Origin of the sequence: Sutcliffiella sp. NPDC057660 (assembly GCF_042800035.1) — a bacterium.
Taxonomy (GTDB): Bacteria; Bacillota; Bacilli; order Bacillales; family Bacillaceae_I; genus Sutcliffiella_A.
This window is the reverse complement of record NZ_JBHVHV010000031.1, coordinates 1-22,978: the sequence shown is the minus strand read 5'-3', so window position 1 is coordinate 22,978 and position 22,978 is coordinate 1. Positions and strand designations below refer to the sequence as shown.

Genomic DNA, 22,978 nt, shown 5'->3' with positions numbered 1-22,978 from the left:
AAGTTCTTATTAAGACATAGTAACTTGGACTTAAGAGGAAAACCTACAATATACTCCACTAAAAATTATTATCTTTTTTACTATAAGACTAAGTACCTCAGAGAAGTTTCATTTTTCTTACCAAAGCATGGGGATGATGAATTCAAGAACAAAGTTGAGAAAATAATTAAATCATGCAAAGCTAATCTAAAAACACCTATTAAAGATAAAACTTAATCTACTTAGGAGCTTTTCTTTAATAAAATATTAAATGAATGTCTTCAACAAACTGGAGCTTTTGTTAAATAAGCTAAATCAGTAATGAGCCAAAAATATGCAAGTTCTTATTTAGAAAATGCACGTTTCTGAATACTTCCATAATCTGCATTTTTAAAATACCAGATACAAAAAAATGAACTTAAACTAAATGGCAGTTGAAGAAGTAATGTGAAAACAAAGGGGGAAAAAACAATGAATAATATGGATGAAAAATTATTTCAATTTTATCTTGAACTTAAAAGTCCTGAAGCCGGTGTTTGGAATACCTCTCCTCAATGTTTACATACTGAAATGAAAACAAGGAATTATATAAGAAAATCCTTTGAGATTACTGAAGGAATGCAAGTTTGTAATGTGGGAATAGGTACTGGCGATTGGGATGATTTTTTAGGTTATTGGATAAAAGACAAAGGAAATTTAACAAGCATTGAAATAGATAAAGAAATATGTGAAATATTTGCATATAGACAAACGAGGGAAGGACATCCAAATCCTTCTAAAGTAATATGTAAGAGCATTTTTGATACTGATTTACCTGAGGGGAAATTTGACATTGTTACACTTATTGGCTCAGCTATCAAAGAAATAGGCGAATTCGAAAAATGTCTAGATGCCTGTTTTAGTTTATTAAAAAAGGGTGGATACCTTATGTTTATGGCACACCAAAAATATTCCCCTTTTGAAGTGATAGAAGAATACATAAGAAATACAGATCATCTCTTAGAAAAGCAAGATGTTTACGATGATTTTCCTGAATATCCGTTTTATATTTGTAAAATTAAAAAGTGAATTAACTTGCGGTGCGTTTCTTCAAGGAGGAGATCGCACCTTTCTAATTGAAGTAAAGATAGAGGAGTAGCTTAAAAGCTTTTTTAGGAGGAGAGCCTTTATGAGTAATTCATATATGGATATTGCTTTAGTAGTAGGTCCTGACAGTAATCTTGAAGCACAAGCAATACGTTCAAGTTTAGAAGCATTTAATGTACGAGTATTAACTTATTGGATTGGGCGTCCGAATGACTTCATAAAAATTTTGTCAGATGAGGATGCTGATTGTATCATCCTTTCATTCCACGGAGTTGAAAGCGAATTAGTTATGCCAAAGCTTGGTGAAATGGTTTATGAAGAAAATGAACCTAGAAAAAATTTTGGTGCAAAGGAAATTCTTGAATATGGTAAGCTTAATAATCAATTAGTTATTGGTAATGGATGTACATTGGGATCCTCTGAATTAGCAAATGCATTTCTTAATATTGGATGTAAAACATACATTGGTCCAAGTGATTACATAGATGGAAATGCAACATTGTATTTTATAATACGTTTCTTTTATGAAATTTTATCGAATAAAAGGACAGAAAAAGAAGCTTATGAATTAGCGAAATCTACGGATAAGGAAACAAGTTTGTATGAATGGTATTCTGTTGATACATAATTGAGACCATTATTGTTGTCTTTTAAGATTATCTTGAAATCGAGTCTTCTGTTAAATGGAGCAATTGCAGCATAATAATCGCTCTTCATTATTGAAGATTTGGGTAAGATTGGGCAGCAAATTGAGTTAAAGGGAGAGGTTCTAACTGGAATGGTTTAAATTTGTGTACATTTTAGCATTAGTTTTTTGTCTTCTTGCTTCTATTCAGTTTTATTCGTTTTGGAAACGTTTTAAAAATCTTAAAATTGGCCATACACTTTCAAACGAATTTGTAAATAAAAGCAGGAAGGATATTAAGGTTGCAATAGCTTTTTCAGGTATTGGTTGTATTTTTGGGTTAATAGGAGTTCTGATAAGCCCTTTTTAATATATTTTGTAGCTGCCTTGTTCAAGTAAAGGGAGCGATTGCAGTACAGCGTGAATGCAATTTCTTATTGAACAATTAGGTAGGATCGTTTAAGAAAAGCAGTAATGTAAAATAGAATAAAAGAGGTTAATGACAAAAGAAGGTAATTAAATATTTTTAAAAAATATTTAATCAATATTATTGGCACGGGGGATATGTATGAGAACTAATTTTAATCTATTATTACTTGTTATCTTTTCATTTGGGATAACTCTCGGTTGTAGCAACGAAACTGTCAAACCTAATAGTCCTGAAAATACTACTTGGTTAATGAAATCAGCAATAGATAATGATGATTATGAAAGTTTTAACTCATTGTTTTCTGATGGGAGGAAAGGGAGTATTACCGAAAGTGATTTCAAAGAACTTAAAGATATAACAACAGCACGTGCTGGGTACACAAGGTATGAATTAGTAACCTTTGATAACGGAGAGATGCTGTTGGTAAGGCTTACGGCAGCTGATGGAAACAATGAAATTGAAATAGAAGATGTGATTGTGGTTCCAGAAGATATGAAAGAATTATTCAATTAATAGACTTTGTTATTAAAGTAACTGCTAGAGTTCATTATGTAGGGCCAAATCATCGTATGGGACATCTTTTCCACGATGGAATTTAATATGTGATAGAAATCCACATTGACGGTTCTATTGTATGCTGGAAACCGTCCATATGCTTCTAAAAAAATAAGCCAGGGTTTATTGCCCCTGACCTGGTTATGGACTATTGCTTTTTCATAATACCTGCTGCTTGAAGCTTTGCTAATAGCTCGTTAAAGTCTGCTACTAACTCAGGTAGTGTAGCTGCAGTAGAGTCAGCTTGGTGCTCTATTTGAAAACTAACCTCATCGGGTTGTATCTTAATGAGCGTGCCTAATCCTGGAATAAGCTTTTTAGCCTCGTGTGCCATAGTTGCCACCTCCTTATTTCTCAAAATCCTCACCGCTTCTTTCAGGAGTTAATGCCCATATTAACCCAATGGTGTTTGGTGGAACGCTGGCAAGCAGGAACCACCAGTTGCCGGTAGCACTAGAAAGAATAGTAAATATAATAAGTGAAAAAACCACAATGGAAATCCCGAATTTGACTTTAGAAGGCTTCAATGGCTCTGACATATTCATATTGATGGACAAGATCACGCCTGTAATGCCCCAGCTCGCCAAATGAACAAGCATAATGACTCCAAGAACCATGGCTGCTCTTAGTTCCATACCGAACATGATTAAAGTAAATAATAAATAGATGGAAGCAAGGGTGAAGAACCAAGAAATGGATCGAGCCTTCTGCCAAATATGGTCATGTAATTCATCCAAACCACGCTGCTTTTTGGAAATGCTGCGTCCGAACCACCAGCTTAATATACCAATTACAGCACCCCCATATAATCCAATCAACCCACCTATTTGTACCTCCATTATTCCTCTCCCCCTTCTTCTAAAATAAAGACCTCTTCAATGATGCAATCGAATACCTTTGAAATGTTGTATGCCAATTCGAGTGATGGGTTATATTTTCCAGATTCGATGGCAATGATTGATTGTCTCGAGACTCCTACCTGTACTGCTAGATCCTCTTGCGTCATCTTCGTAGCTTTGCGCAGATCTTTGATGCGGTTTCTCATCGTTTCCTCAACTCCTAACACTTTTGTAAAGCTAGCTTTACAATCGGTTGTAAGTAAAGTCTACTTTACATTTCGGATAATGTCAAGGGCGCTTTACATCATTTTGATATAGGAATCAATTACGGGTTTGATCTTAACAATTAATCGCATTGGCTCAGAATCTTGATCACTAATTTTTGAAATAAAGCATTGAAGTAATTATGAAAGTCAGTGACCTTTTCGCTGTTTCCATTGACGAATTGTTAAGTAGTCATGAGGAATTGAAAGAGAAGGTGATAAAAGATAGTAAGCACTTGGCGTATCCGAAGCTGAAATTCTCCTTTGATGTATTATTTTTAGCAGGTGTTGCATTAATGGTGATGAAAATTGGAGTCCTCATAATGAACAAATAAACTGATTTTATTTTTACGTTCTATGGTGGATCATTCTTATGGAATTTTGGCCCTTTAATCCTGATGGTCGGAGCGGGGATCGGTTCTGGTATGGTGAAGGAGAAGTATCGGGAAGATTAATGATGAAAAACATTTCAACCGGACGAAAATTACATTATTAACTGGCGAGTTTAATGGAGCTAAAAAGAAAAAAGTCGATTCCGCGCATAGGAAATCGACTTTTCCACTACCTGACAGGCAATTCCACCACAAATGATGTTCCTTCATCTACTTTACTCGTTACATGGATCTGTCCATCATGCAGCTGCACAATCTTTGCCGCAATGGAAAGACCAAGTCCCGTTCCTTCGGTTGTTCGGGTTCGAGCTGAATCTGCCCGATAGAAGCGGTCGAATACCCGCTCCAAATCTGTAGGGCTCAATCCCATGCCTGTATCTTTAAAGGTGGTGAATAGCTTATCTCCTCTTTCCTCCATGGATAGATCGATTTGGCCACCAGGCTTGTTGTACTTGATCGCATTAGAGAGCAGGTTATCCCAAACTGAATGGAGCAGGGAGGAATCAGCAGTGATTTCTATATCGGGCAGGGAGTAGCTTAGCATCATCCCTTTATCACTGATTAGCCATTGATAGTTCCGTACCAAATCCCGCAGCTGCTGCCCCACGTTGAAAGGACCCTTTTTCACGATAGAATCATCGCGATCCAAAGAGGCAAGAAGCAATAGCTGCTTGGTCAAGATGGAAAGTCTCGTGGTTTCGTCTTGGATGATGGATACATACTGGCTTCGTTCTTCCGGACTGATTGTTTCTTTTTCGAGTAGCTTGGTATATCCCTTGATATTGGAAAGCGGGGACTGTATATCATGGGAGATGTTCGAAATGAACTCCTTCCGCATGTCCTCCATCTGCTCCAACTGCTTGGCCATCCGCACAAAGCTTCGGGAAAGCTCACCCAGCTCATCATGGCGATTGCTATCGAGCTTCACGTGGAAATCGCCTTTAGAGAGGGAGGTGGTGGCTTTTGTCAGTTTGGAAATGGGCTTCACCAGATATTTGGCACTGAAAAGAACCATCACGATGCTCAGCAAGATCGTGAGGAGAAGCAGCCAGGCAAATAAATAATGCATCTCATTAAATAGAAGCTTAATATCGGGCCGTAGAAAGAGTGCATAGTTTTCTCCGTTATGAGTTAAAGGAACCCCGATGGTATTCTCCAGGTCATTGGCAAAAAAGCCTGTTACAAACATCTCTTGCGGATACCGAAGAATACCATGATAGACATTCCCCGCGAGTACCGCTTTCTTGGTTGGATCAGAAAGGTCCTTCTCTTTGAAGGTTGCTCCAAAAGAAACTTCCTCACCAGTGCTATCCACAAGGTAAAGCTGATATCCGATGGTAGAAACGTTTTCGAGATAGTCATTCAAGCTGACTCCCGGATGTTCGTCTGCAAATTCAGCGATGGATTGAGCGAACCTGGTGGTTTTTTCATCGTTTTCGGGTTTTAATTTTTGCTGATAATAGGCATTGGAGATGAAAAAAGCAAGCACACTACTGGTTATCATGATTCCGATTGTCGTAAATACAAATTTCGTGTAGAGAGATTTCATTCGCGTTTTGCCTCCAATGAATACCCGACGCCCCGTACGGTTTTAATCTGAAAATCATTTGTATATGTTAACAGGCGTTCTCTTAATCTTTTTATATGAACATCTACCGTCCGTTCATCGCCTTCATAGTCAAAGCCCCAAATCTGTTCAATCAGATGATCCCGCTTGAACACCTGCAACGGGTTTGCCATCAGAAAATACAACAGTTCAAATTCCTTCAGGGGTAAAAGGATAGTTCTGTTCTCGATGGTCACTTCATAGCTCTTTTTATTTATCACTGTATTCCCTATGCGAAGAACGGTATCCTCCGGCTGCTTGTCATACCGGCGTAGCAGTGCTCTTATCCGGAAGCTCAGCTCTTTCGGTTCGAACGGCTTCACTAGATAATCGTCCGTTCCCGCCTCGAATCCCTGCTCCTTATCCTCGATCTGATTTTTGGCTGTCAACAGGATAACGGGGATATGATAGCGGCTTCTGATCTCCTTCGTTAAGGTAAAGCCATCTATAAAAGGCATCATCACATCGACCACCGCCAAATGACAAGTCTGCTTATGGAGGATTTCCAGTGCTTCCATTCCGTCCTTTGCCTGGAATACTTGATATCCCTGCTCGGAAAGATGGATTCTTACAAGGTTTAGAATATGGATATCGTCATCAACGATCAATATATTGGTCATTCTGTATACTCCTATTAGATAAAATCACTCATTTTTACTGTATCTTTAAAAATGGTCCGGTGCAAACTGGGAGTAGGAAATGTAGATGTTTCCTCCTGCAAAATGAGGCCGTCGCACATTCTGATGATACGATCGGCAAATGGCAGCATCGCTTCGTCATGGGTGACCATCAAGGTGGCAATGTTCAGCGTATCCGTAAGTTCACGGATCAATGACAGCACATCTTTGGATTTTTTGGAATCCAGGCTTGCGGTTGGTTCATCGGCGAAAAGAATTTCAGGCTTATGGATGATGGCACGTGCAATGGCCACCCGCTGTTTTTCCCCGCCGGACAGGGAAGCAGGATAGGCATTTCTCCGATGGTCCATTTCAACGAGTTTCAGGATCCTTGCTATTTCTTTTCTTTGTTCCATTCTGGTTAATTTCGATTCCGACACATCCAGCATCAGCTTCAATTGCTCTTCCACGGTAAGAAACGGAACGAGATGGGCCGATTGAAAGACGAAGCCGAATTTTTCTGCCCTTATTTTCCTGATTTCCTCCTGATCCATTGCATGCAAGCTTTTCCCTTCCATGAGGATTTCGCCGGCTGAAGCAGGTTGAAGTCCGGCTGCGATGGTAAGCAGGGTGCTTTTACCGGATCCTGAAGCCCCTACCAAAGCGGTTAACTTGCCTTTTCTCAGAGAAAGATGGACACCTTTCAATATTTCCTCCTGCACATCACCTTGAAGGAACGATTTTTTCACATGATTCATTGAAAAGAATGCCATATTACACCTCTCCTTGCTGAATGGCTTGTAGTGCTTGGGATTTTTTAATCTGAATCCCGGAAACAGAAGCTCCAATAAATCCGATTAAGAGAAAGACCATAGACAGTTGCATGGTTGCTTGAAGGGACAAATGAAACGGCATTCCTTCCGGGGCAACCAGTTGGAAGCCTTGGCTCATTGCCGCTGCCAGACACAGTGCCATTGCCGTGATACAAAGCATCTGCGTCCACATCATCTTGAATAAGGCGCTTGTTTTTAATCCGAGCGCTTTTAATATCCCATACAATCCGATCTTTTGGACATTCATCATATAGAAGAAGATGGCAAACAGCATGCCACTGATAACGACCAAAAACCAGACAATCATGTTAAGGGACATCTGCTCCGCGGTGTAACTTGGAATCGTCTGGAGAAATTGTTTTTTTGTGAATGTTTCCAAGCCTGCTATTTCTTCAACCTTCTCCATTCCCGGTATGAAAATCAATTGCATTTCCTTCACCCTATGCATGAGCTTGTAGTCGTCCATGTTAATGAAAGCAACTGGTGCATGGCTGAATTTCTTCTGGTCGAGGAAACCTTTAACGGTGAACTCTTTACTAGATGAAGGAACGGTTAGGCTATCTCCTTCTTTTATCCCCTTACTTTCCATCGAACGATCGAGGAGAATCTCCCCGGGTTGAACATCCATAAAATGCGGTGAATCGGTAGAGGTGACAAACGCAACGCTTAGTGGCTTGTCGCTCCTATCATGCACAAATCCCATTTGAATAGAAAGTGCCACCGCATTCGTCTGAACGTTTAACGTTTCTTCCTGGATGCTGCTCTCAATTCTCGACAGATTATAGGATTCATCTGCGTCCTCCGCCATGTAGAATTGCCCCTCAGGTAAATCCTTGACTAATGCAGCATTGTCCTGTGATAAACCGTTGGCCAATCCAGAAATGATAAACGTCAAAAAACTGATGAGAAACACAATGGAACCAAAAATCAGAAACCTTATTTTATTCTTTCTCATTTCTTTCCACGCAAGATTCATTGGGATACCTCCTTTATTTGTGACCAACTTAACAAGGGCCTCATTTGTAAACTTAGAATATATCTTTTATATGAACGGAAGATGAACGGATTTTTACATAGAAGTCCCTTGCATTTAAGATGATAAAAATTTATTGATAAACAATAAATTGAGATGTATCATTAAGGAAAATAATAGAAAATGAGATACAGGTATGAAACTGGGAACCACCTCAGCTGGTGGTATTTGAGAAGGGGGATAATTGAATGAAGAAGCTAATGCTTATCGTTTTCCTGGTGCATAGCCTAGTTGCTTGCAGCAGTTCCACGGACGGCATCCGGCCTAAAGAAGATACAGTAGTCGTGGATGTTAAGAATAATGCGGATTATGATATCTACATGCTTGAATTAAGCTGGTATCACACTGAAGAATTGAAAGGTTCGCAGGGGACGATGAAAGCCGAAGATGGTCCCAAACTGAAAAAGGGAGAGTCCCTTCAGTTTGAACTGACAGAAGCGGATTTGTCATTGGATGGGGAAGTGTTATTTGAACTTGCTCTTATCGATGTGAAAGATGATCGGAAAAGAATCCTCATTGGAGAAAAATTCCCTCTGAATCTGGAAAAGGGGAAGGTATACAGCTTGGAAATCAGAGGGGATAAGCAAAGTAATCTTGTTGTGGCTGCAATAAATGAATAAATACTGAAGGCATGGGAAGATTCCCAGCCTTTTTTGCGCTTTGGGGCATTACTCAGGTCCATCATCGCACATTATTCATTCCATTCAGTTATTCCATTCAAATCACTATAAATACGATTAGGAGATAGATTAAGTTTTTCCTCCGGAAGGTTAGCGCGATTAATCCAAGCGGTTTGAAAACCGAAATTTTTGCACCTGAAATATCCCATCCATTCGAGGAGATGAATAATACCTCTTCCCGCTCTAAACCAAGTTGCTTTAATGCATATCTATAGGAAGCGGGAGTAGGTTTATATTGCTTGATTTCATCGACGCTTATAATCCGATCAAAATGAGGGGTCAATCCGGCGTTTGTTATAAGTGAGTCAAGCATATCCGGAGTTCCATTTGAAAAGATTGCTAGTTTATTCTTACTCAATTTCTTTAAGACCCCTACCACTTCAGGGTAAAGCGTCAAGTGGGAATAGGCACTTATCAGAGTTTGTTCTGTTTGGTTGCTCCATTCTTCTTTGTGTTCTTTAAGTGTATATCGTAAGGCAGCCTTTGTTATGCTCTGAAAACCTTCGTAATCTCCCATCAATTGTCTTAAGAAGGAGTATTCTAGCTGTTTTTTTCTCCAGGTAAGGCTGATGCTATCTCCTTTTTCAGGGAATAGTTCCTCACATTTTTCTTTCACTGAATGAACATCAAATAGTGTGCCGTACACATCAAATAGGTAAGCTTTAATAGGAGTAACCATCTGAGAAAAACCTCTCTCTCCATATAATTGTAAAAAAACGAGTATGAATAATCATACCCGCTTTTTCCGTATATTCAATCAGCCTTTAAGATTCTTTTTAATATATTGAACAATCTTTCTCAGTTCTGTTGCAGTTGGACGGCCAAAAGGGCTTGTTTGTCTTTGTTGATAGAGCAGCTTTCCTTTTTCATCTATTAGAAAATAGGCAGGCTCGCCATGCGTTCCATGGTCTTCATAAGGTGCATCTGCTCCATGATAAAATACATCGTATGCTTTCAATGCTTCGAGCTTTTCATCGGATAGAACGGGAAAACTAAGCTTGTGCTCTTCCGTCATCTCTTTCAATGCATCCAGGTTGTCCGTAGATACCGTAATAATATGAACATTTTTTTCTTTGAAATATCCGACGTTTTCTTCCAAAGCTTTTAAATCCTGTATACATACCGGGCACCAGGATCCTCTGAAGAAAATGAGAAGATGCCAACTTTCGTGTTTTTCTATGTGGTCGCTAAAGTTAAAATTTTCTCCGTTTGTCATTGGTAGGGAGAAATTTGGTGCAGCATGATTTGATTCTAGCTTGCTCATAATAAATGCCTCCTTTTTTATATCTTTCTATTACATAGTATCTCTTTTGACGCTGACAGTATGTAATCTTCCTTACAATTCATCAAGTAGCCGATAAGCTCTGTCTGCGTCAATGGATAGCTTTAACCCCTTCTTAATTAGTCCTTCTTTCTTTAATTGGCTTAGGATGGCGCTCGTTGTCTCGCGTGTCGACCCTATCATGTTTGCAATGTCTGCATGCGTTAGAAGCATGTTGATGGTCTGCCACTCTTTTTTCCTTCTCCCAGTTTTTTCGCTAAGTTTCAACAGAAGGAATATAATTCGATATTTGACATCGCTTAGAGCGATTTTCTCACTCATGGAGTAGACTTCCTTTAAACGGTTAGATAGAATGCTGATGAATTTTATCGCGATTTTAGGGTTCTTTTCAATAAACTCCTCGAATTCCTCCACCCCAATGACGCAGAGATATGTATCAGTCATTGCCTCGGCATACATTTGATCATCAGTCAGAGATAAAGTGGAGGTTTCCCCGAAAATGTTTCCATCGGTCAGAATATCAACGGTAAATTGTTTGCCTTGCGCGTTCATTCGATACAAGCGGACCTGTCCTTTTTTCAATAAAAACAGTGCAGAAATGGGGTGATCTGGAGAAAGGATAACGGTTCCCTTTCTGACGGGGCGCATCTCACTTAGTTCGTCTATCTCTTTCAGCTCTTTCATCGGTAATTCGTCGAAAAGCGTGATTTGGGAAAGCTGCATGATCTTATCCATAGATTTTCTCCCTTTACATTCATTTTGTAAGCTGGATTACGGAAATAAATAACCAGCCTGATAAAGTTAATTCAGGGGGTTATACAGATGATTACAGTCTATACAATAGATGGGGAATAACGGTGTTTCTGTGTAAAAGCCCATCTGGAAAAATATCAGATCCCTTTTATTGAAAAGAATATCCTGGTGGTGACTGATGCAGCGAGGGAGCTACAGGAAATGATCGGAGAAGTAACGGCTCCGGTTGTCCTGACTGCTCAATCTATGTATAAAGGCAGAACAATGTTAAAGCTAATATCCTCTTCAGAAACCACTAGATAAGTAAATCATAACAGGGATGTAACTTATATAAAAATAAAGAGTACTAAAGTCAGTATTACCTGCACACTCGACAGAACATTAAAGTTCTTACCATACACCCATTAATAGTATGATAGGTATATCTGATACAAATAGTGAAGGGGAGAAGCCATTCATGATAAAGAAGCTTGCCGCAATGATCATATCCATTCTTTTGCTTGCAGCCTGCCAGTCTGAAAAGGGTCAAAGTGCAGAGGATCTACTGCAGAAGGATTGGAGTGAAATAGAAAAGTCCGCAAGTGGGACGACTGTCCGCATGTATATGTGGGGAGGAGATGACGGGATCAACCGTTATATGGATGAATTTGTCGCCCCGCGCTTGAAAGATGAGCATAATATTACGCTCGAGCGGGTTCCGATGGATACGAACGAGATCCTGCAAAAGCTGTTCAATGAAAAGAAGGCCGGCAAAGAGAAGGGGACCATTGATGTTATCTGGATCAACGGCGAGAACTTCAAAAATGCCAAGGACAATGAGCTCCTGGTCGGCCCTTTTACAGAGAAGCTGCCGAATGTGCAGGAGTATGTCGACACCGAAAGCCTCGATATCCAGTATGATTTCGGGACGGAAGTGGAAGGATTGGAGGCGCCATGGGGCAAGGTGCAGTTTGTATACTTCTATGATGCAGAGAAGGTAGCTGACCCTCCCAAATCCTTCGACGAGTTGAAAGCCTGGGTCAAGGAGAATCCAGGTAGATTCACGTATCCGGAAGCTTCCGATTTTACGGGGAATGCATTTTTGAGGCATCTTTTATATGAAGAGGTGGCAAGTCCCGACACATTATTAGAGGAAGGCTATAGTGAAGACTTGCTGGAAAAAGGGGAGGAGAATCTCTGGAACTACCTCAGGGACATCAAGCCTTATCTATGGAGAGAAGGGAAAACATATCCTTCCGACCTGACGGAGCTCGACCGCCTTTATAACCAAGGGGAAGTGTGGATGACATTCGGGTATAACGAAGCGCGTGCCGAGAGTTTGATCAAAGACGGAAACTTCCCTAAGAGCACGAAATCCTTCATTATGGACTCCGGTTCGATAGGCAACACGCACTTCCTGGCGGTGCCGTTCAACAGTCCGAACAAAGCAGGGGCAATGGCAGCCATCAATTATCTGCTATCCCCGGAAGCACAGCTATCAAAGTATGATTCCACCTACTGGGGAGAAAACATTGCATTGGATCCTACAAAACTATCGGAAGAAGACAAGGCTAAGCTGGAGTCGATGGATAGAGGAGCTTCTGTCCTGCCGCCGGAGGTGCTTGCAGAAAAGAACCTTCCGGAAGTGGATGCGAAGTATGTGAACTGGTTAAAGGAGCATTGGATCAATGAAGTGGTCAAGACAGACTAAGCAATTTATGGCCTTTCTGCCTGCACTTATCCTGATCACCCTTGTCGTCCTCTATGCACTCTTTCTTTCCTTTTGTGAAAGTGTCGCCTGCAGTACGGGCTGGACGTGGGAGCATTATTCGGCATTGTTCGAAGAGGAGCGCTTCCGGGATTCGATGACCTACAGTCTAATTATCGCAGGTGTCTCCACCCTTTGCTCCCTTGTGATCGGGTTGGGTGTGACAAAGCTCTTGCATCATAGGCTTTTGAGTGGAAGGTCGCGGAGCCTGCTTTGGCTGCCGATGCTTTTTCCACACTTTGTCTGGGGATACATGATGATCCTCCTGTTCTCACAGACGGGCTGGCTCTCATCGATTCTCCATCAAATGGGTGTCATCGAGACCTCGTCCTCCTTTCCGCTGATCATTCAGGATGAATACGGAATTGGCATCATCCTTACGTATATATCAAAAGAGGTCCCTTTTGTGGTCCTGCTCCTTTTGCCGGTGTATATGAATATGCCTAAGGAGCTGCCACAGGTGGTAAGGACTCTTGGGGGAAGCAGGTGGAACGTCTTCAAGACGGTCGAATGGCCATGGGTCTATCCGGTGCTGGTCGAGGCGGGGATCATTGTCTTCGCCTTTGTCATCGCAGCCTTTGAACTTCCTTATCTGCTCGGCACAACATACCCGCAAATGGTATCGGTCGTCGCGTATGAATGGTTCTTCCAGGGAGATTGGAGCAAGCGGCCACTATCTTTTGCATTTATGATTTGTATTACGGTCCTCATTCTTTTCATTACGGCAGTTGCCTCCACCTCGATGAACAAGAAGCGCTATCAGATGATGAGGGGAAATAACTAGAAAATGGATGATTCTATGAAAAGAACTTGGCATTTCGTGTGGGCGCTATTCTTTCTCACACCTGTCCTATTACTTTTATTAAATAGTTTTGCCTTCAACTGGAGATGGCCAGAGGTGCTGCCTCCCGGTTTAAGCCTGAGGGGCTGGTCGGTACTTATGAGAGAGCCGCAGCTGATCCGAGCGGTGCTTACAAGCTTTGTAATTGGGATCAGTGTTATTTTCCTGAACTTTGTCATCGCCCTGCCTGCAGCAAGAAAGCTCGCCTTTCACTCTTTCAAAGGAAAAGCATGGCTTGAAACCCTGCTGATCCTCCCAATTCTAATACCCAGTCTCGCAGTGGTAATGGGGATTCATATTGCCATGATTCGGGTAGGGTTAAGCGACACAATCCTTGGTGTGATTATAATCCACCTGATTCCGACGGTTCCCTATTCGATCAAGATTTTCCGCGCCGGTTTTGAAAGGCTTGGCGTAGGCTTTGAGAACCAGGTGGTGACACTTGGCGGGAACAAGCTGTACGCATTCTATTCGGTGTACCTTCCGCAGATGATCTCAAGCTTTCGCAGTGCAGTGTTTCTCATTTTTGTCATCTCACTCAGTCAATTCGCCCTCACCGCCATCATCGGGGGAGGGAATGTGCTGACCTTGGCCCTGCTGTATTTTCCTTATTTGAACAGTGTCGACACCTCGGTGATCGCAAGCTTTTCGCTCTTGTTTGCGATTCTTCCGATATTGGTGGTCATCCTGTTTGAAGGTATGTTCCATTTAATGAATCCCTATAAAAACCGTTCTTTCAGGAAGTGATTTTACATGATAGTCATTCAGGATATGAAAAAAAGCTATAAAAAGTCGTCGTCCGTTTTTGAATCGGTCAGCTTTACGATGGCAAAGGGGGAAATCGTCAGCATTGTCGGTCCATCAGGCACCGGAAAGTCGACCTTTCTCAAATGCCTGGCAGGACTCGAGGAAATGACGGGTGGCTCCTTCTATATCGAAGAAAAAGAAATAACCAGCATACCTGCCAATAAAAGGCCGGTTGTCATGATGTTTCAACAGCCGTTTCTTTTTCCGCACATGACGGTACTCGATAATGTCATGTACGGCCTCAGGTTCCAGCAGGGAAGTAAAAAAGAGAAAACGGCAAAAGCAAGAAGCTTTCTCGGGAAGGTCAATCTCACAGACTATGAAGCTTACATGCCCTATGAATTGTCAGGTGGGCAGCAGCAGCGCGTTGCCCTTGCCCGCGCATTGGTCACCAGTCCAAGCCTGCTCCTGTTTGATGAACCGTTCAGCAGTCTCGATAATGCGCTTCGGCAGGAAACAAGGGATTGGGTGAAGCGGCTGCTGAAAGAGCAGAACACAACTGCTATCTTTGTCACACATGATATCGAAGAGGCGATGATCATGGGGGACAGGGTGGCAGTCTTTGGGGAATGTAGACTACAGCAGATTGGCGACCCGTCCGACATCTACTACCATCCGAAAAGTTCCTTTGTCGCAGAGTTCTATTCCGACGGATTCATGCTCGATCCGGTTACATTTGTGCATAGCGAAAAACTCCAAGTCATCAATCCGGGGGAAACCCATGCTCAGTGCTGGAGCGCAACCGTCGTGAATAAAAGAATGAAGCATGGAAAAGTCTTTTATGATATCAAACTGACAGACAACCAAAAGCAGTTGACCATTCTGGCAGAGGACGACTATCAGGCAGGGGAAGAACTTCTGATAGGAATAGAGAAGGAAGAAGATGTGATAACAGTAGAATGACAGCAGGGAGAAGACCGCTGCTGTCATTTGTATTTTTTCATAAAGGAACGATCAATCTTATTTTTGAGCTTCCAGGGGGATTTTCCTTGAAAATAGATCCTGTCGTACAGGAGCATCGCTTCTTTCCCGCCTGTGGATAGAATGGAAAGGAACCTCTTCTGTGGCTCGAAGGTAGTCAGTTCCTTTTTCAAAAGGGTTCGTTTGAGGTTCTCCCACAGCACAGGCCCTTGCCGCACCGCATAGACACCGTTCTTTGCAAGCTCCGGATAGATGGAGAGGGTCACGCAATCCCCGGCACCGAAGATCTCCGGATGGCTCTCGCTTTGCAGCGTAGACTTGACAAGCAGGTATCCGTCCTCAGTGCAGCTTACACCACTTTTCCGAAAAAGCGGAGAGGAGGCTGGCCCTGTGAGCAGCAGGACCCCGGAATGCTTGATAGAGCGATTGCCCGTTCGGATAATCTGATCTTCAATATTTTCTACCTCTTCGTCCACAAAGACTTGTAACCCTTTGCTTCTGCATAATTCTTCGAGACTGGCAGATGCTCCCTTAGGCGCACCGGGAAGTAGGCGGGAGGAACTGATCAGGGTCACCTGTCCGGATTGCCCGAGTCGCTTTTTGCGAGCGAGGATGGACAGACTGATTTCCACACCAGCTGCGCCTCCTCCGACAATCACAGGAGACGGGGAATCACGGAGTTCTTTTATCGTATCAGGGAAGGTGTAATTCGGCTTCACCGTGCGTACCGCGTTCGAGGGAAGAAGTCCATGATTCGTCCCGGAGCCGATATCAAAAGAAATGACACTGTAGGACAAGGTTTCACCCTTATCAAGGACGATTCTTTTGTTTTCAGGGTCGAGTTCTGTGACAGTCGCTTCGATGAACTGTACACCTGACTTACGGGAAAGCTCGTTCAAGTCTATCCGAATGTCCTCCTCGACATAAAGACCCTCGGTGAATCCTGAGAACATCCCGGAATAGTATTGATACTTATTGGAGGATACAAGGATGAACCTTGAGTCAGGGAGTGTTTCTTCCTGGAGCTGTTTCAAGCATTGAATATGGGCATGGCCGCCGCCGACAAGAATAACCGTTTCCATTCTGTGTTACACCTCACTCAAAAAAATAGGGATGATACTATGTCAAAGAAGAATGCTGGAAAAATAATTGGTATTGCAATCATAATTGTAGTCCTGCTGTATATCAACAAAGAATACCTGAATCTGAGTCCACAGGATATCAGGGAATGGATTCTTTCCTATGGGGCATTCGCTCCGGTTCTATACATACTGCTCTATACCGTCCGGCCATTGATCCTGTTTCCCGCCTCGGTCTTGTCGCTGACGGCAGGCCTGGCCTTTGGAGCCTTGTGGGGAACAGTCTATACCATCATCGGTGCAACTGCTGGTGCCATCGTGTCCTTTCTTGTTGCCAGAAAAGTGGGCACAGGCTTGGTGAAAGGGAAAACGAGTGGTCCAAGAATGAAGAAGATCACAGAGCAACTAGAAAAACGTGGATTTGTCTATGTTCTCCTTTTAAGGCTGATCCCTCTATTAAACTTTGATTTGATCAGCTATGCAGCTGGAGTATCCAGAGTGAAATTTGCGCCTTTTGTGCTGGGAACCTTCATTGGAATTATCCCAGGGACTTTTGCTTACAACTTTTTGGGATCGAGCATTTTAGGGGATAATATAGGGAACGTAATCGCAGCGGTCCTTGTCTTTTTACTTATCACCATTATTCCGGTAATCGCAAGCCCTAAACTTAGGGAAAAGCTCGGGCAGACTAAAGCGGGAGGAAAAAAAGATGCTTGATACCCATGCAAGAAAATATGTACAGCCGGCCATCGAAAAGACAGCGACCGGCTTTCTGAAGCTAGGCCTGAGCGCCAATCAGGTCACCATTCTATCGTTTGTGATAGGCGTTTCATCCGGAATCTTTTTCTACTTCGGGTTCCCGATCATCGCCGTCATCGTTTTATGGCTGAGCGGCTATCTGGACGCGGTCGATGGCACGATGGCACGACAGACGAAGCCATCCGCCTTTGGAACAGTCATGGACGTGACGTTTGACCGGCTTGTTGAAATCAGTGTCATCCTCGGCATTGCTTTTGCCATTCCTGATGTCCAATGGGCGCTCCTATTATTGAGTGTGTCGATTATCTTTTCCATGACCGTCTTCCTGACAGTAGGGGCCGTATCGGAAAAGCAGGGGGTCAAATCCTTTTACTATCAAGCAGGCTTGGCTGAGAGAACGGAAGGCTTCCTGTTTCTCTCCATCATGATGCTCCTGCCTGCCTATGTATTATGGACCACGCTCTTATTCTTTTTTGTGGAGACCTTCACCGGCACACAGCGGCTATTGGAAGCGAAGCGAATATTGGATAAGGAGTGAAGGGGAATGAAAAAGTATGATCTGATTGTTATTGGAGGGGGTGCCGGCGGACTGACCGTTGCCGCTGGTGCTGCCTCATTGGGTGGAAAAGTGGCCCTGATTGAAAAAAATGATCTGCTTGGGGGAGATTGTCTACACTATGGCTGTGTTCCTTCAAAAACACTGATTGAAACAGCCAACAGAGTCCATGCAGCCCGCTCTCTGGTTGGCCTCGGTCTTCAAACATCCGGCGCCGTCGATATGAAAGCCGTGATGGATCGGGTGCGGGAATCCATCTCCCATATCCAGGAGCATGACGATGTAGAGCGTTTCCGAAAACTTGGAGTGGATGTTTTTTTGGGTCCGGGAAGCTTTCAGTCTCCCCATGAGGTAAGGGTGAATGATGAAGTGCTTTATGGCAAAAAAATCGTTGTCTCTACCGGTTCACGTCCATTCGTGCCAGAGGTTGAAGGGCTGAAGGAATGCGGCTTCCTGACCAATGAAAGTATATTCAGTTTACATGAGCTGCCGCAAAAGCTCGCCGTCATCGGTGGAGGACCTGTCGGATTGGAGCTAGCACAGGCCATGTCACGGTTGGGGAGTGAAACAACCGTCATTGATAGTTCGCCAACTCTTTTTGGTAAAGAGGACAAAGAGATCCGTCATGCTATGACAAAGCTGTTGGAAAAAGAACTGACAATCCTGACAGAAGCTTCTGTGGAAAAAGTGGAAATGCGGGACGGCAAGAAAATCCTGTTCGTGAAGAGCGCAGGAGTGCTGAGTGAACTCCCGGTGGATGAAATACTTGTAGCGTCTGGCAGAATACCGAATACTGGATCCCTTGAGCTGGAAAAAGCGGGTGTCCTCACGGATATACGAGGCTACATCACCGTCAATGAACGATTGGAAACCAATGTCTCCCACATTTATGCAGTTGGTGACGTCAACGGTGCATTCCCCTTTACCCATGTTGCAGGAATGGAAGGGAAGCTCGTCGTACAGAACGCACTCCTGGGACTGCGGCGGAAAGTCAGCTACGACCATGTACCATGGGTTATATACACATCTCCGGAAGTCTTCCATCTTGGAGTGACCGAAGAAGAGGCTCGGGGTCAGGGCAATGACATCAGAGTGTTCCGTGTACCGTTATCCAATGTCGACCGATTTGTTGCGGACCACCAGACAGAAGGCCTCGTCAAAGTCATTACCGACAAAAAGGGACATATCCTTGGCGCTCATGCTATCGGCCAGCACGCCGGCGACTTCATGCAGGAAGTAGCAGCAGCCAAACAATTCAACAAGAAAATCGGTGCACTTTCCAATGTCATCCATCCCTATCCGAGTCACAGTGCGGCCGTTCAGCAAACAGCTGACCTTTACTGGAGGGAAACACTGTTTGAAGGCAGGATCCAGAGGATGTTGGAGACGTATGTCCGTTGGAAATGGTGAGGAATGGTTTGATAGATTTTAATTACTTTCTATGAAAAAGTGGAAAGAAAAATGAAGGAATTCTGATAGAAACATTGCTATGGTTGCTCAATTTATTTGATTTACCACTATACAACATGAAAACAATCCATTTTGATCTTTTTTCAAAATGGATTGTTTCATGTGTTATTAATTATGATTCTTTAATCAAACTATATTTCAACATCATCGACATTTGTTGCGTTTTTTGACATATCTTCATCAAGAATGAGGGTATCCTTTGGTAGGGAAGGGTCAAAGTATGGGGGATGTAGTTCGGCATGCTTACTCTCTTCTTGGTTGTTGAATTGGTTCTTTTCCTTATGATCTCGTTGGCTTGACATGACTATCACCTCATATTATTTGCTTTTCATTTTAATTTCTCCAATTCGTTTCTTTCTATGTGAAAAATATACCAAAATTACAAAAGAGCGATTGACCATTTCTAAAAGCTATTTTTTATTAATATTAAAATATTCAGTTAATATAGTTACTTTTCAGTGAAAATATAATATAATTAATTTTGGGATTATTTAACATTTAATGGTTCCTGAAAGGAGGAGATAAATTGGTTAAAGTAGTGGAGAAAACCTTTATGGTTGTAGGTGGAAAAAACAGAGGGCTTTTTAAAGAATATGCAGAAGCAGTACCAAAAGCAGCACAGTTGTTTTTAAACAGAGAAAGTGAAATACCGTTTAGTAGTGGTATTGAAGTAACGGTTTATGAGCAGCCAAAACAACAAAATCAATTAGAAGGAACATTCTACGTGGGTGTATTAGTGAACGAAAAAGTAAGCGATTTACCAACGGGAATGGAATATATTGAAGCCGAACATAGATATGCGATGACAACAGGGAAAGTATCAGAAATGAGTAACATATACTCCAATCTAGATAAATGGATTGTTGAAAATAATTACCAACATTCATCCCCTAACAATTATATTATTGAAGTGTATGATCAAGTTGAAAATGACGTTGAAAACGTTGAGGTGTATATTCCTATTGTTAATTAAGGATTGATATAGAAGGAGAGATTGAATAATGAATAATGCTTTTCTAGAACAAATACACTATTTTAGAGTTCCAGTTAATAATCTTGAACAATCTATACAGTGGTATACAGAAATTTTAGGACTACAATTACGGTTTAACCAAGATAATTTAGCTGTTTTAGCACTTAAATCAGGACCGCTTTATGTGTTGGTCGAAGCAGATCATGATTCACGGGGACACTTTACAGTAAAAGGGAATCCTGAGTTTTCGGTTGGATTTGTAACATCAAGGATTAGAGAATTCCACACATACTTAACCACAAGAGATGTCCAAGTAGAATCTATGCAAGAGGACCAGGGACATAACTTCTTTTATTTTTACGATCCAAGTGGAAACAAACTCCAAGTTCACAACTAACAAACTCTACAAACAGTCTTTTTACTATCTTTAAAAAGAATTTTTTTTATGAAAATACATAAATGAAGGAGGTAAAAATGAATGATTCAACAGCAAACAAAAGTAAAGGGAATAAATTGTATATATCTACCTGCGACAGATATAAGAGAGGCAGCAAATTGGTATATAAACAATCTGAATTTAGAATTACTAAACGAGGTGAACGAAACCTCAACTCAAGCACAACTAAAAATAAACTCCCACCAAACCATTTTTTTAATTAAAACTGAAAATTCACATAATCTTACTTATACTGAAGTAGAAGGTCATGAACAATGTATTATTACTTTAGAAGTAACGAATATATATGAACTACACGAGAAATTAAAAGATAATAATTTAATAGGGGAAATTATAGATAACGATGAATGTGGACTATCATTTTTTGTTAAAGACCCTGATGGAAATTTGATTGAAATTTGGGGTGGTTGGGCACAAGCTAAAAAGTAAAAATTTATTAAGGAAGTAACGAAAGGTGATTATGACTGGGATAGAAAGGATGATATTTGTGCTTGAAAGCATATTATTTAACGAAATTCCTGTTAAAGATATTCAAAAGTCCATTTCTTGGTATAAAGACGTTTTAGGATTACGATATATTTGGTACTCCGAAGAAGAAAAACTTGCACAATTGAATCTTCCTTCAGGTCATATGCTATTTTTGAACGAGACAAGTGATCATACAACAGCAAATTTCACTATCAATGGTAAAATACATAGTGTTATAGGATTCCAAACAAAAAATATAGAATATCTATAAAAACATTTGAAAGAGCAAAAAGTAAATGTTGAAGAAATAATTGATGATGGTGAAGATAATAAATTCGTACATTTTTATGACTTAGATGGTAATAGATTTTGTGTTCAATATGACAATAAAAGTTTACGTCTGTAATTAAATATCTAGAAATAATATAGATTTTTTCAGTATCTGTATTAATTTGCGCTGTTCTAAGATGATTAGCGCTAATTTTTTTTGTTGAAGGAAAGTAAATGATTGAGTTAGATAACAGATTTGAAAAAAAATGTTATGAAAAGGCATCATTATGGAGCATAGATCATCCAAGTAAACTCATATTTAGAGACAGTCAATATTCACAAAACATATGGATAATATAAAGTCAGGTTTCGACTTAATCATTGGAGGTGCCCATTGAATATTTATTTCATCAAATTAACTGAACCTGCCTCAACCCTCGTAGACGTGTTTAATCGGTGGGAAAACGACCCAAGTTTAATTCCGTTGACTCGCCCTAACCAAAATAAGTCAGAACTGGAACGCCAGAGGATAATTACCCTTGATAACTTGACACAACGGCTGGAAGACAATCACATCTTTTTGATATATCTGGATGACCAGTTGATCGGAGAAATGAACTATATGGTTGATCCTAGCCATCTCTACAAAAAAGAGCCAGGAACCGCCTGGATAGGGATTACGATCGGTGAGCCCGAAGGCCGAAGCAAAGGGGTAGGTCATGTGGCGATACAATATTTAGAAGAACAGATTAAGAAGGAGGGTCTTAAACGTATTGAACTCGGCGTGTTTGAATTTAACATACAGGCCCAGAAGCTGTATCAGAAGCTGGACTATAAGGAAATCGGCCATATAAAAGATTTTACCTATTGGCAAGGTGCATTGTGGTCTGATATCCGCATGGAGAAGTATTTATGAGACAAAAATTGAACAAGGGAACTCCAAAATAACGGAGTTCCCTTCATTGTATTTAAAACAACAACAATATTCTTTAATTTAGATTTAGGAAGCTTTGAAAATAGTTCTAATAATTTTGCTCCTGATCCGCACTATCTGAAGGGAAGCTAACTCCCATCGACTGTAAAGCATTCTTTGCTTGTCTTAAATACGATTCTGCCTGATCTTGCCACTGAATTAACATTCTCATCTTTGGTCTATATGGATCTTCGGCATTATTCTCCATTACTTGCAACCACTCACGAACTCCCTTGTCTTGATTTTCTGCATTCACAATACAGGTTGCCATAGTTACTATAACGGTATTCTGCTGTTCTCCACTGACAAGCCTACTGGCTGATCCAACTGATGTGACCCGGTGGTAGGAGGCGGGAACCAAATGGCTATGCATCTCGTTATTGCCTTTCAAATCCTGGGTCTCTGGAATATGATAGAGTTCACTACTTATCGCGCATAGCATTTCTTCGGCATATAGACTTTGTTGTAATAGGCCTAAAATTGGTTCCCAGCCATTTCCCCTAAAGTAATATGGATACAAAGTTAACACTCCTTATAAATAAAATTAAACACTTATTTCATCAATATGTGGTTATCCATGAAAACATGAGTGTTAATGACGTTTTACAATGTCCAAAATTTGACGTGGCTATTAGTCCTGAAACTGACGGGTTCAGTGTCCATATTGAAGGGGAAGCAGACCTT

The 22,978-nt window shown here is 41.4% G+C and carries 30 protein-coding genes and 1 pseudogene; 18 read left to right on the top strand and 13 right to left on the bottom strand.

Features of this window, described 5'->3' with window-relative positions; genetic code table 11:
• The 4 genes from ACFVAD_RS23840 to ACFVAD_RS23825 all read left to right on the top strand — a co-directional run.
• On the top strand, nucleotides 1-216 hold a 216-nt coding region (locus ACFVAD_RS23840), incomplete at its 5' end, for a hypothetical protein (protein WP_386646290.1).
• Nucleotides 217-450: 234 nt separating this feature from the next.
• Complete coding sequence (locus ACFVAD_RS23835; protein ID WP_386646287.1) at nucleotides 451-1,047, top strand: class I SAM-dependent methyltransferase; 597 nt, start codon at nucleotides 451-453, stop codon at nucleotides 1,045-1,047.
• Nucleotides 1,048-1,147: 100 nt separating this feature from the next.
• Nucleotides 1,148-1,693 carry a delta-aminolevulinic acid dehydratase gene (locus tag ACFVAD_RS23830; protein ID WP_386646283.1) on the top strand — a complete coding sequence of 182 codons (546 nt, stop codon included), beginning with the start codon at nucleotides 1,148-1,150 and terminating at the stop codon, nucleotides 1,691-1,693.
• A 565-nt stretch (nucleotides 1,694-2,258) separates the two neighbouring features.
• On the top strand, nucleotides 2,259-2,633 hold the full coding sequence (locus tag ACFVAD_RS23825; protein WP_386646280.1) for a hypothetical protein: 375 nt from the start codon (nucleotides 2,259-2,261) through the stop codon (nucleotides 2,631-2,633).
• 190 nt (nucleotides 2,634-2,823) lie between these two features.
• On the opposite strand, the gene ACFVAD_RS23820 is transcribed toward ACFVAD_RS23825, so the two are convergent.
• Genes ACFVAD_RS23820 through ACFVAD_RS23810 form a run of 3 tightly spaced genes read right to left on the bottom strand, consistent with a single transcriptional unit; the run spans nucleotide 2,824 to nucleotide 3,720 of the window.
• Complete coding sequence (locus tag ACFVAD_RS23820) at nucleotides 2,824-3,009, bottom strand: hypothetical protein (protein WP_386646277.1); 186 nt, start codon at nucleotides 3,007-3,009, stop codon at nucleotides 2,824-2,826.
• 13 nt (nucleotides 3,010-3,022) lie between these two features.
• Nucleotides 3,023-3,514 carry a hypothetical protein gene (locus ACFVAD_RS23815; RefSeq protein ID WP_386646274.1) on the bottom strand — a complete coding sequence of 164 codons (492 nt, stop codon included), beginning with the start codon at nucleotides 3,512-3,514 and terminating at the stop codon, nucleotides 3,023-3,025.
• A complete protein-coding gene (locus tag ACFVAD_RS23810) occupies nucleotides 3,514-3,720 on the bottom strand; it encodes a helix-turn-helix transcriptional regulator (RefSeq protein WP_386646271.1) in 207 nt (68 codons plus the stop codon). The genes ACFVAD_RS23815 and ACFVAD_RS23810 overlap by 1 nt, the downstream gene beginning before the upstream one ends.
• Nucleotides 3,721-3,920: 200 nt before the next feature.
• Between ACFVAD_RS23810 and ACFVAD_RS23805 the strand changes: the two genes are divergently transcribed.
• On the top strand, nucleotides 3,921-4,112 hold the full coding sequence (locus tag ACFVAD_RS23805) for a hypothetical protein (protein WP_386646268.1): 192 nt from the start codon (nucleotides 3,921-3,923) through the stop codon (nucleotides 4,110-4,112).
• 226 nt (nucleotides 4,113-4,338) lie between these two features.
• Here the strand turns inward: ACFVAD_RS23805 and ACFVAD_RS23800 are convergent, their stop codons facing one another.
• The 4 genes from ACFVAD_RS23800 to ACFVAD_RS23785 are packed head-to-tail and all read right to left on the bottom strand — an operon-like array spanning nucleotide 4,339 to nucleotide 8,201.
• Complete coding sequence (locus tag ACFVAD_RS23800) at nucleotides 4,339-5,718, bottom strand: sensor histidine kinase (RefSeq protein ID WP_386646265.1); 1,380 nt, start codon at nucleotides 5,716-5,718, stop codon at nucleotides 4,339-4,341.
• Nucleotides 5,715-6,395: a response regulator transcription factor gene (locus ACFVAD_RS23795; protein ID WP_386646262.1), complete on the bottom strand. Its 681-nt coding sequence runs from the start codon at nucleotides 6,393-6,395 to the stop codon at nucleotides 5,715-5,717. The genes ACFVAD_RS23800 and ACFVAD_RS23795 overlap by 4 nt, the downstream gene beginning before the upstream one ends.
• Before the next feature lie 14 nt (nucleotides 6,396-6,409).
• Nucleotides 6,410-7,165 (bottom strand): ABC transporter ATP-binding protein, encoded by a 756-nt coding sequence (locus ACFVAD_RS23790; RefSeq protein WP_386646259.1) that lies wholly within the window; start codon nucleotides 7,163-7,165, stop codon nucleotides 6,410-6,412.
• Between the two features lies 1 nt (nucleotide 7,166).
• Complete coding sequence (locus ACFVAD_RS23785) at nucleotides 7,167-8,201, bottom strand: FtsX-like permease family protein (RefSeq protein WP_386646256.1); 1,035 nt, start codon at nucleotides 8,199-8,201, stop codon at nucleotides 7,167-7,169.
• Between the two features lie 245 nt (nucleotides 8,202-8,446).
• Between ACFVAD_RS23785 and ACFVAD_RS23780 the strand changes: the two genes are divergently transcribed.
• Nucleotides 8,447-8,878, top strand: a complete 432-nt coding sequence (locus tag ACFVAD_RS23780; RefSeq protein ID WP_386646253.1) for a hypothetical protein — start codon at nucleotides 8,447-8,449, stop codon at nucleotides 8,876-8,878.
• A 71-nt stretch (nucleotides 8,879-8,949) separates the two neighbouring features.
• Here the strand turns inward: ACFVAD_RS23780 and ACFVAD_RS23775 are convergent.
• The 3 genes and pseudogenes from ACFVAD_RS23775 to ACFVAD_RS23765 all read right to left on the bottom strand — a co-directional run bounded on the left by ACFVAD_RS23775 (nucleotide 8,950) and on the right by ACFVAD_RS23765 (nucleotide 10,955).
• Nucleotides 8,950-9,617: pseudogene (locus tag ACFVAD_RS23775) on the bottom strand (haloacid dehalogenase type II).
• A gap of 78 nt (nucleotides 9,618-9,695) precedes the next feature.
• Nucleotides 9,696-10,202: a peroxiredoxin family protein gene (locus ACFVAD_RS23770; protein ID WP_386646250.1), complete on the bottom strand. Its 507-nt coding sequence runs from the start codon at nucleotides 10,200-10,202 to the stop codon at nucleotides 9,696-9,698.
• 72 nt (nucleotides 10,203-10,274) lie between these two features.
• Nucleotides 10,275-10,955 carry a Crp/Fnr family transcriptional regulator gene (locus ACFVAD_RS23765; protein ID WP_386646247.1) on the bottom strand — a complete coding sequence of 227 codons (681 nt, stop codon included), beginning with the start codon at nucleotides 10,953-10,955 and terminating at the stop codon, nucleotides 10,275-10,277.
• Nucleotides 10,956-11,430: 475 nt separating this feature from the next.
• Here ACFVAD_RS23765 and ACFVAD_RS23760 point away from each other — a divergent pair, with 475 nt between their 5' ends.
• The 4 genes from ACFVAD_RS23760 to ACFVAD_RS23745 are packed head-to-tail and all read left to right on the top strand — an operon-like array spanning nucleotide 11,431 to nucleotide 15,271.
• Nucleotides 11,431-12,663: an ABC transporter substrate-binding protein gene (locus tag ACFVAD_RS23760; protein WP_386646244.1), complete on the top strand. Its 1,233-nt coding sequence runs from the start codon at nucleotides 11,431-11,433 to the stop codon at nucleotides 12,661-12,663.
• The gene (locus tag ACFVAD_RS23755; RefSeq protein ID WP_386646241.1) at nucleotides 12,641-13,504 is read left to right on the top strand and encodes an ABC transporter permease; all 864 of its coding nucleotides are present in this window, start codon (nucleotides 12,641-12,643) and stop codon (nucleotides 13,502-13,504) included. The genes ACFVAD_RS23760 and ACFVAD_RS23755 overlap by 23 nt, the downstream gene beginning before the upstream one ends.
• A 15-nt stretch (nucleotides 13,505-13,519) precedes the next feature.
• Nucleotides 13,520-14,308 carry an ABC transporter permease gene (locus ACFVAD_RS23750; protein ID WP_386646239.1) on the top strand — a complete coding sequence of 263 codons (789 nt, stop codon included), beginning with the start codon at nucleotides 13,520-13,522 and terminating at the stop codon, nucleotides 14,306-14,308.
• A 6-nt stretch (nucleotides 14,309-14,314) separates the two neighbouring features.
• A complete protein-coding gene (locus ACFVAD_RS23745) occupies nucleotides 14,315-15,271 on the top strand; it encodes an ABC transporter ATP-binding protein (protein WP_386646236.1) in 957 nt (318 codons plus the stop codon).
• A 23-nt stretch (nucleotides 15,272-15,294) separates the two neighbouring features.
• On the opposite strand, the gene ACFVAD_RS23740 is transcribed toward ACFVAD_RS23745, so the two are convergent.
• Nucleotides 15,295-16,371 carry an FAD-dependent oxidoreductase gene (locus ACFVAD_RS23740; RefSeq protein ID WP_386646233.1) on the bottom strand — a complete coding sequence of 359 codons (1,077 nt, stop codon included), beginning with the start codon at nucleotides 16,369-16,371 and terminating at the stop codon, nucleotides 15,295-15,297.
• A gap of 39 nt (nucleotides 16,372-16,410) precedes the next feature.
• Here ACFVAD_RS23740 and ACFVAD_RS23735 point away from each other — a divergent pair, with 39 nt between their 5' ends.
• The 3 genes from ACFVAD_RS23735 to ACFVAD_RS23725 are packed head-to-tail and all read left to right on the top strand — an operon-like array spanning nucleotide 16,411 to nucleotide 19,093.
• On the top strand, nucleotides 16,411-17,085 hold the full coding sequence (locus tag ACFVAD_RS23735; protein WP_386646230.1) for a TVP38/TMEM64 family protein: 675 nt from the start codon (nucleotides 16,411-16,413) through the stop codon (nucleotides 17,083-17,085).
• On the top strand, nucleotides 17,078-17,665 hold the full coding sequence (locus ACFVAD_RS23730) for a CDP-alcohol phosphatidyltransferase family protein (protein ID WP_386646227.1): 588 nt from the start codon (nucleotides 17,078-17,080) through the stop codon (nucleotides 17,663-17,665). Before ACFVAD_RS23735 ends, ACFVAD_RS23730 begins: the two co-directional genes overlap by 8 nt.
• A gap of 6 nt (nucleotides 17,666-17,671) precedes the next feature.
• On the top strand, nucleotides 17,672-19,093 hold the full coding sequence (locus ACFVAD_RS23725; protein ID WP_386646223.1) for a dihydrolipoyl dehydrogenase family protein: 1,422 nt from the start codon (nucleotides 17,672-17,674) through the stop codon (nucleotides 19,091-19,093).
• Nucleotides 19,094-19,284: 191 nt separating this feature from the next.
• On the opposite strand, the gene ACFVAD_RS23720 is transcribed toward ACFVAD_RS23725, so the two are convergent.
• Nucleotides 19,285-19,455, bottom strand: coding sequence for a hypothetical protein (locus ACFVAD_RS23720; protein ID WP_386646220.1), 171 nt, complete (start codon nucleotides 19,453-19,455; stop codon nucleotides 19,285-19,287).
• A 224-nt stretch (nucleotides 19,456-19,679) separates the two neighbouring features.
• On the opposite strand from ACFVAD_RS23720, the gene ACFVAD_RS23715 reads away from it, so the two are divergent.
• The 5 genes from ACFVAD_RS23715 to ACFVAD_RS23695 all read left to right on the top strand — a co-directional run bounded on the left by ACFVAD_RS23715 (nucleotide 19,680) and on the right by ACFVAD_RS23695 (nucleotide 22,237).
• The gene (locus ACFVAD_RS23715) at nucleotides 19,680-20,126 is read left to right on the top strand and encodes a GyrI-like domain-containing protein (protein WP_386646217.1); all 447 of its coding nucleotides are present in this window, start codon (nucleotides 19,680-19,682) and stop codon (nucleotides 20,124-20,126) included.
• A gap of 28 nt (nucleotides 20,127-20,154) precedes the next feature.
• Nucleotides 20,155-20,523 (top strand): VOC family protein, encoded by a 369-nt coding sequence (locus tag ACFVAD_RS23710; protein WP_386646214.1) that lies wholly within the window; start codon nucleotides 20,155-20,157, stop codon nucleotides 20,521-20,523.
• Between the two features lie 81 nt (nucleotides 20,524-20,604).
• Entirely contained in the window at nucleotides 20,605-21,012 is a 408-nt protein-coding gene (locus tag ACFVAD_RS23705) for a VOC family protein (RefSeq protein WP_386646212.1), read from the top strand.
• 31 nt (nucleotides 21,013-21,043) lie between these two features.
• Nucleotides 21,044-21,322, top strand: a complete 279-nt coding sequence (locus tag ACFVAD_RS23700) for a VOC family protein (RefSeq protein WP_386646293.1) — start codon at nucleotides 21,044-21,046, stop codon at nucleotides 21,320-21,322.
• Between the two features lie 393 nt (nucleotides 21,323-21,715).
• Nucleotides 21,716-22,237 carry a GNAT family N-acetyltransferase gene (locus ACFVAD_RS23695; protein ID WP_386646209.1) on the top strand — a complete coding sequence of 174 codons (522 nt, stop codon included), beginning with the start codon at nucleotides 21,716-21,718 and terminating at the stop codon, nucleotides 22,235-22,237.
• A gap of 106 nt (nucleotides 22,238-22,343) precedes the next feature.
• Here the strand turns inward: ACFVAD_RS23695 and ACFVAD_RS23690 are convergent, their stop codons facing one another.
• Nucleotides 22,344-22,814 carry a hypothetical protein gene (locus tag ACFVAD_RS23690; protein ID WP_386646206.1) on the bottom strand — a complete coding sequence of 157 codons (471 nt, stop codon included), beginning with the start codon at nucleotides 22,812-22,814 and terminating at the stop codon, nucleotides 22,344-22,346.
• Nucleotides 22,815-22,978 lie beyond the last annotated feature (164 nt).

Bases quoted from the DNA above. Each gene is read 5' to 3' on its own strand.
- ACFVAD_RS23735 (WP_386646230.1), top strand. From the start codon at position 16,411: ATGTCAAAGAAGAATGCTGGAAAAATAATTGGTATTGCAATCATAATT.
- ACFVAD_RS23795 (WP_386646262.1), bottom strand. From the start codon at position 6,395: ATGACCAATATATTGATCGTTGATGACGATATCCATATTCTAAACCTT.
- ACFVAD_RS23750 (WP_386646239.1), top strand. From the start codon at position 13,520: ATGAAAAGAACTTGGCATTTCGTGTGGGCGCTATTCTTTCTCACACCT.
- ACFVAD_RS23755 (WP_386646241.1), top strand. From the start codon at position 12,641: ATGAAGTGGTCAAGACAGACTAAGCAATTTATGGCCTTTCTGCCTGCA.
- ACFVAD_RS23830 (WP_386646283.1), top strand. From the start codon at position 1,148: ATGAGTAATTCATATATGGATATTGCTTTAGTAGTAGGTCCTGACAGT.
- ACFVAD_RS23780 (WP_386646253.1), top strand. From the start codon at position 8,447: ATGAAGAAGCTAATGCTTATCGTTTTCCTGGTGCATAGCCTAGTTGCT.
- ACFVAD_RS23705 (WP_386646212.1), top strand. From the start codon at position 20,605: ATGATTCAACAGCAAACAAAAGTAAAGGGAATAAATTGTATATATCTA.
- ACFVAD_RS23740 (WP_386646233.1), bottom strand. From the start codon at position 16,371: ATGGAAACGGTTATTCTTGTCGGCGGCGGCCATGCCCATATTCAATGC.
- ACFVAD_RS23800 (WP_386646265.1), bottom strand. From the start codon at position 5,718: ATGAAATCTCTCTACACGAAATTTGTATTTACGACAATCGGAATCATG.
- ACFVAD_RS23810 (WP_386646271.1), bottom strand. From the start codon at position 3,720: ATGAGAAACCGCATCAAAGATCTGCGCAAAGCTACGAAGATGACGCAA.
- ACFVAD_RS23790 (WP_386646259.1), bottom strand. From the start codon at position 7,165: ATGGCATTCTTTTCAATGAATCATGTGAAAAAATCGTTCCTTCAAGGT.
- ACFVAD_RS23720 (WP_386646220.1), bottom strand. From the start codon at position 19,455: ATGTCAAGCCAACGAGATCATAAGGAAAAGAACCAATTCAACAACCAA.
- ACFVAD_RS23805 (WP_386646268.1), top strand. From the start codon at position 3,921: ATGAAAGTCAGTGACCTTTTCGCTGTTTCCATTGACGAATTGTTAAGT.
- ACFVAD_RS23730 (WP_386646227.1), top strand. From the start codon at position 17,078: ATGCTTGATACCCATGCAAGAAAATATGTACAGCCGGCCATCGAAAAG.
- ACFVAD_RS23785 (WP_386646256.1), bottom strand. From the start codon at position 8,201: ATGAATCTTGCGTGGAAAGAAATGAGAAAGAATAAAATAAGGTTTCTG.
- ACFVAD_RS23825 (WP_386646280.1), top strand. From the start codon at position 2,259: ATGAGAACTAATTTTAATCTATTATTACTTGTTATCTTTTCATTTGGG.
- ACFVAD_RS23710 (WP_386646214.1), top strand. From the start codon at position 20,155: ATGAATAATGCTTTTCTAGAACAAATACACTATTTTAGAGTTCCAGTT.
- ACFVAD_RS23815 (WP_386646274.1), bottom strand. From the start codon at position 3,514: ATGGAGGTACAAATAGGTGGGTTGATTGGATTATATGGGGGTGCTGTA.
- ACFVAD_RS23820 (WP_386646277.1), bottom strand. From the start codon at position 3,009: ATGGCACACGAGGCTAAAAAGCTTATTCCAGGATTAGGCACGCTCATT.
- ACFVAD_RS23700 (WP_386646293.1), top strand. From the start codon at position 21,044: ATGACTGGGATAGAAAGGATGATATTTGTGCTTGAAAGCATATTATTT.
- ACFVAD_RS23760 (WP_386646244.1), top strand. From the start codon at position 11,431: ATGATAAAGAAGCTTGCCGCAATGATCATATCCATTCTTTTGCTTGCA.
- ACFVAD_RS23765 (WP_386646247.1), bottom strand. From the start codon at position 10,955: ATGGATAAGATCATGCAGCTTTCCCAAATCACGCTTTTCGACGAATTA.
- ACFVAD_RS23770 (WP_386646250.1), bottom strand. From the start codon at position 10,202: ATGAGCAAGCTAGAATCAAATCATGCTGCACCAAATTTCTCCCTACCA.
- ACFVAD_RS23725 (WP_386646223.1), top strand. From the start codon at position 17,672: ATGAAAAAGTATGATCTGATTGTTATTGGAGGGGGTGCCGGCGGACTG.
- ACFVAD_RS23745 (WP_386646236.1), top strand. From the start codon at position 14,315: ATGATAGTCATTCAGGATATGAAAAAAAGCTATAAAAAGTCGTCGTCC.
- ACFVAD_RS23835 (WP_386646287.1), top strand. From the start codon at position 451: ATGAATAATATGGATGAAAAATTATTTCAATTTTATCTTGAACTTAAA.